General features: G+C 48.7%; 7 protein-coding genes and 1 tRNA gene. 2 read left to right on the top strand and 6 right to left on the bottom strand.

Translation table 11 applies throughout. From position 1 onward, the window contains the following. The 3 genes from F458_RS0100720 to dnaQ form a co-directional block, all read right to left on the bottom strand. A tRNA-Asp gene (locus F458_RS0100720) sits at positions 1-77 on the bottom strand. Positions 78-271: 194 nt separating this feature from the next. Further along, positions 272-1,699 (bottom strand): TIGR03503 family protein, encoded by a 1,428-nt coding sequence (locus F458_RS0100715; RefSeq protein WP_018981449.1) that lies wholly within the window; start codon positions 1,697-1,699, stop codon positions 272-274. A 47-nt stretch (positions 1,700-1,746) separates the two neighbouring features. Next, positions 1,747-2,463: a DNA polymerase III subunit epsilon gene (gene dnaQ, locus F458_RS0100710; protein WP_018981448.1), complete on the bottom strand. Its 717-nt coding sequence runs from the start codon at positions 2,461-2,463 to the stop codon at positions 1,747-1,749. A 59-nt stretch (positions 2,464-2,522) separates the two neighbouring features. Between dnaQ and rnhA the strand changes: the two genes are divergently transcribed. Further along, entirely contained in the window at positions 2,523-3,017 is a 495-nt protein-coding gene (gene rnhA, locus F458_RS0100705) for a ribonuclease HI (RefSeq protein ID WP_018981447.1), read from the top strand. Positions 3,018-3,032: 15 nt separating this feature from the next. Here rnhA and F458_RS0100700 read toward each other — a convergent pair whose 3' ends face one another. Continuing rightward, complete coding sequence (locus tag F458_RS0100700; RefSeq protein WP_018981446.1) at positions 3,033-4,010, bottom strand: NAD(P)H-quinone oxidoreductase; 978 nt, start codon at positions 4,008-4,010, stop codon at positions 3,033-3,035. A gap of 102 nt (positions 4,011-4,112) precedes the next feature. Between F458_RS0100700 and F458_RS0100695 the strand changes: the two genes are divergently transcribed. After that, a complete protein-coding gene (locus tag F458_RS0100695) occupies positions 4,113-5,300 on the top strand; it encodes a class I SAM-dependent rRNA methyltransferase (RefSeq protein WP_018981445.1) in 1,188 nt (395 codons plus the stop codon). 42 nt (positions 5,301-5,342) lie between these two features. Here the strand turns inward: F458_RS0100695 and F458_RS0100690 are convergent, their stop codons facing one another. After that, positions 5,343-5,645, bottom strand: coding sequence for a PilZ domain-containing protein (locus tag F458_RS0100690; RefSeq protein ID WP_018981444.1), 303 nt, complete (start codon positions 5,643-5,645; stop codon positions 5,343-5,345). 174 nt (positions 5,646-5,819) lie between these two features. Continuing rightward, complete coding sequence (gene hrpA / locus F458_RS0100685; RefSeq protein ID WP_018981443.1) at positions 5,820-9,707, bottom strand: ATP-dependent RNA helicase HrpA; 3,888 nt, start codon at positions 9,705-9,707, stop codon at positions 5,820-5,822. Between the last annotated feature and the right edge of the window lie 149 nt (positions 9,708-9,856).

Below are 9,856 nucleotides of genomic sequence, written 5' to 3'. Positions count from 1 at the left end.
TGGCGGAGCGGACGGGACTCGAACCCGCGACCCCCGGCGTGACAGGCCGGTATTCTAACCAACTGAACTACCGCTCCACTTTTTCAATACTTTCAATGAGTTGAATCCTGACTAACAAGCCTGTTCCCCCTCACTGCGGCGCAGATAATACGGTTATAGAAATAAAGAGTCAATGCTTTTTTTGTGAAAAAAAGGCTGATTTGCACTGTTTGCACGTCTAATCGACATAATGGTGAAATAACCATCAACTACACTGCCTGTCGCGCTCTTTTCAGCCTTGTTCAGACGTGCCCGGTTTACGCTTAAACAGGCCTTTTAGTCGAGGCATCTTTTCTTTGTGCTCAGACACCTGGTTTCCGGCGGGCATTTTTCGGCGCCGAATTATAAACCACACTACGCCTGATACCACCAGCAAGATGGTTGTGTTTACCGCGATAAGCAATGTTATTAAAGTGCCTGTTGCCATTTTTTCCTCCGCCGGCTCTGGAGCCGGCGGTGTATCAACTGCTTCAGAGGCTAAGGCTGGCTCTGGCAACTGGGCATCCTCCTGAGAATCAGCAGGCATAGATTCAGGTGTTGGTGGTAACACTTCAAACGTATAAGCCGGAACATCAAGTATGAAGTCACGCGCGTTGGTAGTTTGCCCGTATACCGTCAGCTTGACCGTAAACTGCCCCTGATCGAGCGCCAGTATTCGCTGAGTTCGTACTGACGGCGAGGGCTCAGTCAGAGAAAAATTTTGGATATCTCCATTAGGATATCGGATTTTACCGTCCACAAGTATGGACTGTATATCTACATGTTCGCGGTTCACATCGATACTAAGGGTGTGGTAATTCTCTTCTCCTTGCGCCAGCATCACATCCAGATTTACCGGGTTAGGAAACAACATCAAATTTCCATCGACCTGTTCGCGGGTATACATCGGAGTAGTAACCCGGAAAACCGGCGTCCACTCACCGGCTGGCACTGATAAATTAAATTGGCCGGTGAATACCCCGTCCCGCGGACGTTCGTCCATTCCTTTGCCATTGTCTGTAAATGTTGCAATTATTGTATTATCGGCACCGAAGTTATCGTAATTAGGATTGTTAGTGCTGATAAACTCGACATCGAGTTCTACCACATCGCGAAAACCTGGTTGATTGATTGGCTCATCGCCATTAGTAAGGTGGGCGGTTTGTTTAACGATTTCGCCAGAGAAAATTGTCTGGGGTAATGGCTCTGCGTGTAACCTGAGTTCAGATAGCACCATAATCCGGCTTTCAGGCTTGATTTGACCTACTGCCTGCCAGGGGCCCGGCACCGGATTTTTTATTGTGACCATGTCGAAGGTGGCATCGTCATACCAGATAACGCCTTCTTCTTCTGCGCGGGACTGATAAATTTTTGACCCATCCGGTCTTACCAACACGGCGGGAGCGGAACCATATTCACGAAATAGCACCATGGTGATCTCATCAACCTTATGGTCGATACGAAACCGATTTTGCAGCAACTTTATAGAGTTCTGATAGTCATCGCCAAGCTGATCAATGACCGCAGTATTAACGGGGACTTTTTCTTTAGCTTGCGCTTCTGCCGGTATGCCTTCTCTGGCAGGAATAGCATTATCGCCGTTTTCTGCTTCCTGGGCTTGCACCAGACCAGCATGTATCAGCCAAACGCCAATAATCAGTAACAGACCACGTTGTTTCATACTGCTAATACGCTTTATTGTTGTGTTACACACAATGCCTGAACGCGCTATTCGCTATGATTTGCCCGCCACAAACATTGACCACCGCTTTTTTGCACAATATCTAACCGTGCCTCATGCTGCTCTAATTCATCGGCGGAAGCCCGGATAACCTTTAATTTATTTGCGCCTCGATTTACTCTGCGGATGGTAGTATCACCTTCACTACCCTCACTGCCCTGCCCGGCCAGATTAAGCTTAGTCTGGCCGCCCGTCATCATAAGATAAACGTCTGCCAGAATCTCAGCGTCCAGTAACGCCCCGTGTAACTCACGATGGCTGTTGTCAATGCCATAGCGTCGACACAAGGCATCCAGATTATTTTTTTGTCCCGGGTGAGTACGCTTAGCCACCGCCAGGGTGTCCAGGACAGAGCAAATATCCCGGGTTTTCAGTGCTGCGGTTGAGGTCTGTTTTGCAAACTCATGATCCATAAAGCCCACATCGAACGGCGCATTATGAATAACCAACTGCGCGCCTCGAATAAAGGCGACAAATTCCGTGGCAATATCTTTAAAGAGCGGCTTGTCTGCCAAAAATTCATTGGTAATGCCATGAACCTCTATGGCTTCCTGTTCAATTTCACGCTGAGGGTTGATGTACACATGAAAATGATTGCCAGTCAGTTTGCGGTCGATAACCTCCACACAGCCGATTTCGATAATTCGGTGACCTTCTTTGGGATCTATACCGGTGGTTTCTGTATCCAGAACAATCTGACGCATGTTTATATTCTCGTTGCTTCATTGTTTTTGGTAGTATACCAATCCCATAGCAACTGACTATGGGTCAGCCAAAAAAAGGAGCGCCAGTGGGCAAAAAATCGATAGAAATTTATACTGATGGATCATGCCTTGGCAACCCCGGACCGGGAGGGTACGGGGCAGTGATGATTTACAACACACACCGCAAAGAACTTAGCGAAGGTTTTTATCAAACCACCAACAACCGTATGGAGTTACTGGCACCTATTGCTGCGCTTAACGCACTCAGTGAGCCATGCCAGATCGATATCACCACAGACAGTCAGTATGTTAAAAATGGTATTAATCAATGGATTCACAACTGGCGTAAAAATGGCTGGCGTACTGCAGCGAAAAAACCGGTGAAAAATGCTGATTTGTGGCGTCGATTGGATGACGCAGTGAAGAAGCACGATATCAAGTGGCACTGGGTTAAAGGTCATTCTGGCCATGTTGAAAATGAACGCTGTGATGAACTGGCCAGAAACGCGGCTAATCAGCCCTCACAAACGGACGAGGGGTTTGTGGCTGATTAGCCAGTTGGCATGCGTTTACCAGGTCATCACCAGCTTGCCGCTGGTATCATTATCTTCAAGACGCTGGTGAGCCGTGGCGATATCTTCTGCCGGCAGCACGGTATCAACATTAACCTGCAAATCACCGGTAGAAAATCCCCCCAGGAAGCGGTCAGTAAACGCCTCGATAAGTGCCCCTTTGTAGTCATCGCTACGACTACGCAATGTTGAGCCGACAACCCGGGCACGCTTGCCCAGCATCAGACCAAGATCCAGCTTATCCGCGTAGCGTCCGCCCAACATAGCCAGATACACCACTGTACCGTCTTTTGCTAAAACGGACAGATTGCGGTTAAGATAATCGCCCCCTACAAAATCAATTACTGTATTAACACCTTCCGGCCATTGGTCAGATAAAATTTGTGCAAAGTCCTCCTGCGTATAATTAATTAACTGACTGGCACCCATTTTTTGACACAACGCCAACTTTTCGCGGCCCGATGCTGTAACGGCGGTTTGTATATCGGCCAGTTTACACAATTGCAGACCGGCCAGCCCGACGCCACTGGCACCCGCATGAATGAGTGCCTTGCCCTTAGCTGGCGTAGCTGCAATCTCAAATATCGCCTGAAACGCTGTCAGAAAAACTTCGCTGAGTCCGGCGGCTTGCGACATAGACAGGTTAGACGGCACTGGCATCAAATGGCGTGAATCCACAATGGCTTCTTCGGCATAGCCACCGCCTGGCATCAGGCCAAACACCTTGTCGCCAGGCTTCCAGCGACTTACATCATCTGCCACTGCCAGAACCTCTCCCGCGGCCTCAAGTCCCAGTATCTCACTTTCTCCCGGCGGCGCCGGGTATTTGCCCTGCCGTTGTAAAGTGTCAGCGCGATTAACGCCAAACGCATGGACCTTTATTTTCACTTTCCCGGCTGTCACTATCGGCGATTCAGTGGTCCGGATCTTCATATCCTGCGGCCCACCATCACTGTCAAAGTCTATGTATCGCATATTTCACCTGCAAAAGTTTGTAATACGGGCATTACGTATAGTTCGGCAAAACAGATGATTCTGCTATACTGCGGCGCTATCTGATGACTACAAAGAAGTATTATGTCCGCTAAAATTATTCTTCAGCCGGAACGCGAAAAGTCGCTTAAACGCCACCACCCATGGGTGTTCGCCAGCGCAATAGCCAGTGTAGAAGGCCGCTGTCGCAGCGGTGATACCGTCGAGGTCGTCAGCAGCGACGGAAGTTGGCTTGGCCGGGGCGCGTATTCACCCGACTCACAGATTCGCGTAAGAATATGGACCTTTGATGAGCACGAGCCGGTAGACAACGCCTTTTTTATGCGACGTATTGAAGAAGCTATTCTTCTGCGACGAACTGTCATTGACTTAGCGTCCACCAATGCGTACCGGTTAGTGGCAGCAGAATCTGACGGCTTACCCGGTGTTACTATTGATTTATACAATACGGTGGCTGTTTTGCAGTTACTCAGTGCCGGCGCTGACAAACAGCGCAGTAAAATTGTTTGGGCGTTGCAAAAACTGCTACCCGGCATTGGTCTGTATGAGCGTTCCGATGTTGATGTGCGCAAAAAAGAAGGTTTGGAACAAATAACCGGCCCCTTAACGGATGAAGTACCTACCCAGGTTGAAATAAAAGAAAATGATATCCGGATGTTAATAGATATAGAACACGGCCATAAAACAGGCTTTTACCTGGATCAGCGTGATAGTCGCGCACGCGCTGCACATTACGCCCGGGGTCGTGAAGTGCTCAATTGTTTTAGTTATACCGGTACATTCGCCTGTTATGCGCTCAAAGGTGGCGCCAGCCATGTGACTAATGTGGATGTATCGGAACCTGCCTTAGCACTTGCCCGGCAACATCTAACGCTGAATAACTATGAAGCTGACAAAGCGTCGATGGTGAAAGGCGATGTTTTTGAAGTGCTGAGACACTATCATCAGAACCAAACACAATTTGATATGGTTATTCTTGATCCACCCAAATTTGTCGACAGCAAAGCGTCTTTGAACAAAGCCGCCCGTGGCTACAAAGATATCAATATGTACGGCATTCATGCGGTCAAACCTGGCGGGCTGTTACTGACCTTTAGCTGTTCCGGCTTAATGCCATCTGATTTATTCAATAAGATAGTTGCTGATGCAGCGCTGGACGCTGGCCGGCGGGTAAAGATTATTGAAAGACTATCACAGGCGCCTGACCACCCGGTAAGTAGCACTTACCCAGAGGGTTACTATCTTAAAGGCCTCATTTGTCAGGTATACTGATGCTACCTCGCTGTGTGGGCGGTCTGTTGCCGCCCACATCTATCATTTCATTTCTGATATTTCAACACCGATAATACAGCTGTTTTCCGATTCCTGCACACATCTGACAACGGTCGCACTGGCCGAAAGCGAAGGAATTTGTGAACTGGTGGACTCAATGGATACTTTTACTTCTGTCCCCAACTCGACAGAAGGCTCATCCACTTCCAAAGACATACCGGTGGCACTGATGTCCTTACATACCGCCTGTAATGTACGACTTGATTCCTCATCATCGATCTCTACCTGACAAGGTGAATTTATCATCATTCTAAAAAAGTTACGCTTATCATCGTATCCCAACATTTTACTTCTCCTGACTCCTGTATCGGTAGTACCGACAAACCTCGCGCCGAAGTACTCGTTATAGGCGGCTACAGTTTACTTGTCAACAGGGATTATAGGCAGGTACAACCCCAACGGCTAACATGCTTTAACAACATATTGAGCTGATGTTTACGGCGCACTTACCCAAAAGGGCTAAAATTCTGCAAGAAAATTCTGAATTCGTTTGGCTGATATCGGGTAAGCGGTACCTAACTGCTGAGCAAATAACGATACTCGCAATTCCTCGATCATCCAACGCCCCTGTAATAACGAAGGCGGAATTTTACCTTGACTGTATTTTTGTGTTGTTTTATCAAACTCTGCCGTTACTTTGTCAATGGTGAGCTGTGCTTGTCTGTCTTTAGCCGGGTCAATGGGCAGTTTTTCCAGGCGGCGAACCAGAGCGCGAATATATCGGTTCCAGTCGGATAATTTTTCAGCTCCTATATCAGTAACAAAGCCTGGATAAACCAGTGACGAAAGATGCTGTTTTATATCTCCCATAGCTCCCACCATAGTCAATGGTATGCTGCCTTTCATTTGTTTCTGGCACTGGTGGGCGAGTGTCAATCCGGTTTCCACCTGTTGCGCAATCTGCAGCACCTGGTCATTGATCTCTCCGCGTATCCAGTCAGCGCACTGCTTAAAATCCTGCTCGTTACGGATTGCCGTGCCCAGCTCATGTTCAAATTTACTTCGAAGCACATCGATCCCGGCAAAAATACAGTCATCTACCAACGCTTTGATCTGGCCGAACGGATTAAAATACAGGCCCAGTTTTGCTTTATTTGGCAGTTTCTTTTCCAGATGTCCCACCGGTGACGGAATAGCAGCACGAATCAACGTATTAACGCCCTGGTTATGGAGTTGTTTTGCTTTGTCCTCATCGTCAATGAGGGTGATATCAACGTGCTCACCATTTTTAACCAGAGCGGGAAACGCCTGCACCTCAAAGCCGCCCACTTTCTGGGTAAACGTTTCCGGCAAGCTGTCAAAGTCCCATTGCTGTAAGCCTTTACGTTCAAGTTCCGGCGTGGCTGCCTGCTCAAAGGTTTGCTGTACTTTGCCCTGACATTGCTGCTTGAGGAGCGCCAGGTCATCACCTCGGGCAATGACCTCGCCCTTTTCACTTACCACCGCAAAGTGCATGGTTAAGTGTGTTTCCAGCTGGGGCAGGTTCCAGTCCTCTTCGGTCACCACAACGCCGGTCATTCGATGCAATTTATGGCTCAGTGCCTGAATAAGCGAGATTGGATAACCCTGTTTATCCTGATCAGAAATGTCGGCCAGGCACGCATCAGCAAAATCAGGCGCGGGAACAAAGTTTTTGCGCAGCCGCTTGGGCAGGCTTCTTATCAGTGCAACAACCCTGTCATGTCGCAAGCCCGGCACTTGCCAGTCAAATCCGGTGTCGTGGATCTGATTAAGTACCGGTAGAGGAATATTTACAGTGACCCCGTCGTCCACGGCGTTGGGCTCAAAATGGTAGGTTAACGGCAACGTAACATTGCCCTGCTTCCAAACATCCGGATAGCCATTTTGTGCCGCATCGGGTTGTTCGCGATAAACATCCTGCTCCGTGAAGGTTAACGTCACGGAACTACTATTGTGCTTGTACCACTTTTTAAATGCAGCGTCGTTGTTAACCTCTTCCGGCAACCGGTTAGCATAAAATGCCACCAGCGTTTCTTCCTCCACAATTAAATCGCGCCGTCGGGTCTTCTGCTCCAGCTCATCGGCCTGTGCTAACAGGGCCTGGTTTTCTTGTAAGAAAGGATAATTTAACCGGGTATCACCATTAACCAGCGCCTCACGAATAAAGAGTTCATGGCATAATGCCGGATCGATTTTGCTATAAACCACCGGCCGTTTGGCCACAATGGGGAGCCCGAATAATGTGACTTTTTCATAAGCAATCACTGCCCCGCGCTTTTTTGACCAGTGGGGTTCAGCATAGCTGGACTGGGTAAGATGACGGGCCAGTGGCTCTATCCAGGCTGGATCAATACGGGCGTTGACCCGAGCAAAAAGACGGGAGGTTTCCACCAGTTCAGCGGCCATTACCCATTTTGGCTGACGTTTGGCCAATCCTGACCCAGGGAAAATCATAAAACGGGTATTACGGGACCCCAGATACTCTTTTTCTTTGTCTTTCGTACCCAGGTGAGACAGCAGTCCGCTACAAATTGCCTGATGGACCGCCTGATAATCTGCCGGTTGATTACTGATACCCAGGTTCAGCTCTGCCAGCGACTTTTTGAGCTGACTGACAATATCCTGCCACTCGCGCATGCGCAGGTAATTGATAAAATGTGCCTTGCACCATTTTCTCAATTGATTGTTGGCCAGCGCAGTTTGTTGCTCGCGAAAGGCATTCCAGGTATTGAGTAAGCTGATAAAATCAGAATCTTTATCGGTTAACTCACTGTGCGCCTGATCAGCCTGCTGACGTTTATCACTGGGGCGTTCTCTGGGATCTTGTATAGATAAACCCGCCGCAATAACCATGACCTCTTTAAGGGCGTTGGTTTTATTTGCCTCCAATACCATCCGCGCATAGCGCGGATCAATTGGCAGTCGGGCAATTTGCCGCCCGATCCCGGTCAGCGCTATTTTACCTTTTTTACGGTCAATGGCCTCAATTTCTTCCAGCAGCCTGAAACCATCATTGATATTGCGGTTATCCGGTGGCTGGACGAAGGGAAAGCGACTAATCTCACCCAGCCCCAGCGCTGCCATCTGCAGGATAACCGATGCCAGATTAGTGCGTATAATTTCCGGGTCGGTAAACTCCGGTCTGCCGAGGTAATCTTCTTCACTGTAAAGCCGAATACAAACGCCTTCTGAAACCCGTCCACAACGCCCTGCTCGCTGATTAGCCGACGCCTGAGAAATTGGCTCAATCGGTAACCGCTGCACTTTTGAGCGCGCGCTATAACGCGAAATACGCGCCGTACCGGGATCGATAACATATTTTATGCCAGGCACGGTGAGCGATGTTTCGGCAACATTGGTGGCCAGCACAATACGGCGACCACCATGCGACTGAAAAATCCGATTTTGCTCGGCGGCGGATAAACGGGCGTATAGAGGAACAATTTCTGTATTACGGTATTGCTGCCTGGATAACGCGTCCTGGGCATCGCGGATTTCCCTTTCACCGCTCAGGAATACCAAAATATCACCCGGCGGCTCTCTCATCAGTTCATCCACTGCAGCAATGATGGCATCACTTTGGTCTATATCATTGCCCAATTCTTCAGGCGGCATATAGCGAATCTCAACCGGGAAAGTCCGGCCACTGACTTCCACAATCGGCGCATCATTAAAATGCCGTGAAAAACGTTCTGGATCGATAGTAGCAGAGGTGATGATTAGCTTAAGATCCGGACGTTTAGCCAGCAATTGCTTGATATAGCCGAGCAGAAAATCGATATTAAGGCTACGCTCGTGAGCTTCGTCGATTATGATGGTGTCATATTGATTTAAAAACCGGTCTTGCTGCATTTCTGCCAGCAGCATGCCGTCAGTCATCAATTTTACATAGCTGTTCTGACTGACATTATCTGAAAAGCGAATTTTAAAACCAACTTTGTCCCCTAACGCGGTATCCATTTCCTCTGCAATACGCGTTGCCACACTGCGGGCGGCCAGACGTCGAGGCTGGGTATGGGCAATCATGCCGTCTACGCCACGCCCCATTTCAAGGCAAATCTTGGGTAACTGCGTGGTTTTCCCCGAACCGGTTTCGCCGGCCACAATAACAACCTGATGACTGGCAATGGCTGCTTTTATATCATCCTTTTTATCGCTGACAGGTAATGGTGGATAGGTAATATCAGGCAGATTATTTGCCCGATTCTCGCGCCTTTGCGCTGAGCGGAGTATGTCCTGGTGCAGTTTTTCAAGCGCATTGGTATTCAGGTTCCCCCGTTTAAGCTGATTCAGGCGTCGACGCAACCTGAAACGGTCACTGCCCATGGCTGAATTGAGCAGTGAACCTAAAGTGCTTACCGACGGGGTAGTAGTTTCTGAATCCAATGTAGTTCCTCGACGCTTAACTGCAAAGCGCAAGATCCTAGGCAAAATGGACAGTTATTTCCAGTATTAAACGCACAGACGCCATATTTATACGCCTAAGTGAACTATTGGGGCTTACAAAACCAGCAGCATTGCTGCTGGTAGAAACA

The organism is Salinimonas chungwhensis DSM 16280 (assembly GCF_000378185.1).
Lineage (GTDB): Bacteria > Pseudomonadota > Gammaproteobacteria > Enterobacterales > Alteromonadaceae > Alteromonas > Alteromonas chungwhensis.
Note: the sequence above shows the minus strand (reverse complement) of the source record. Positions and strands in the feature narration are given on the sequence as shown.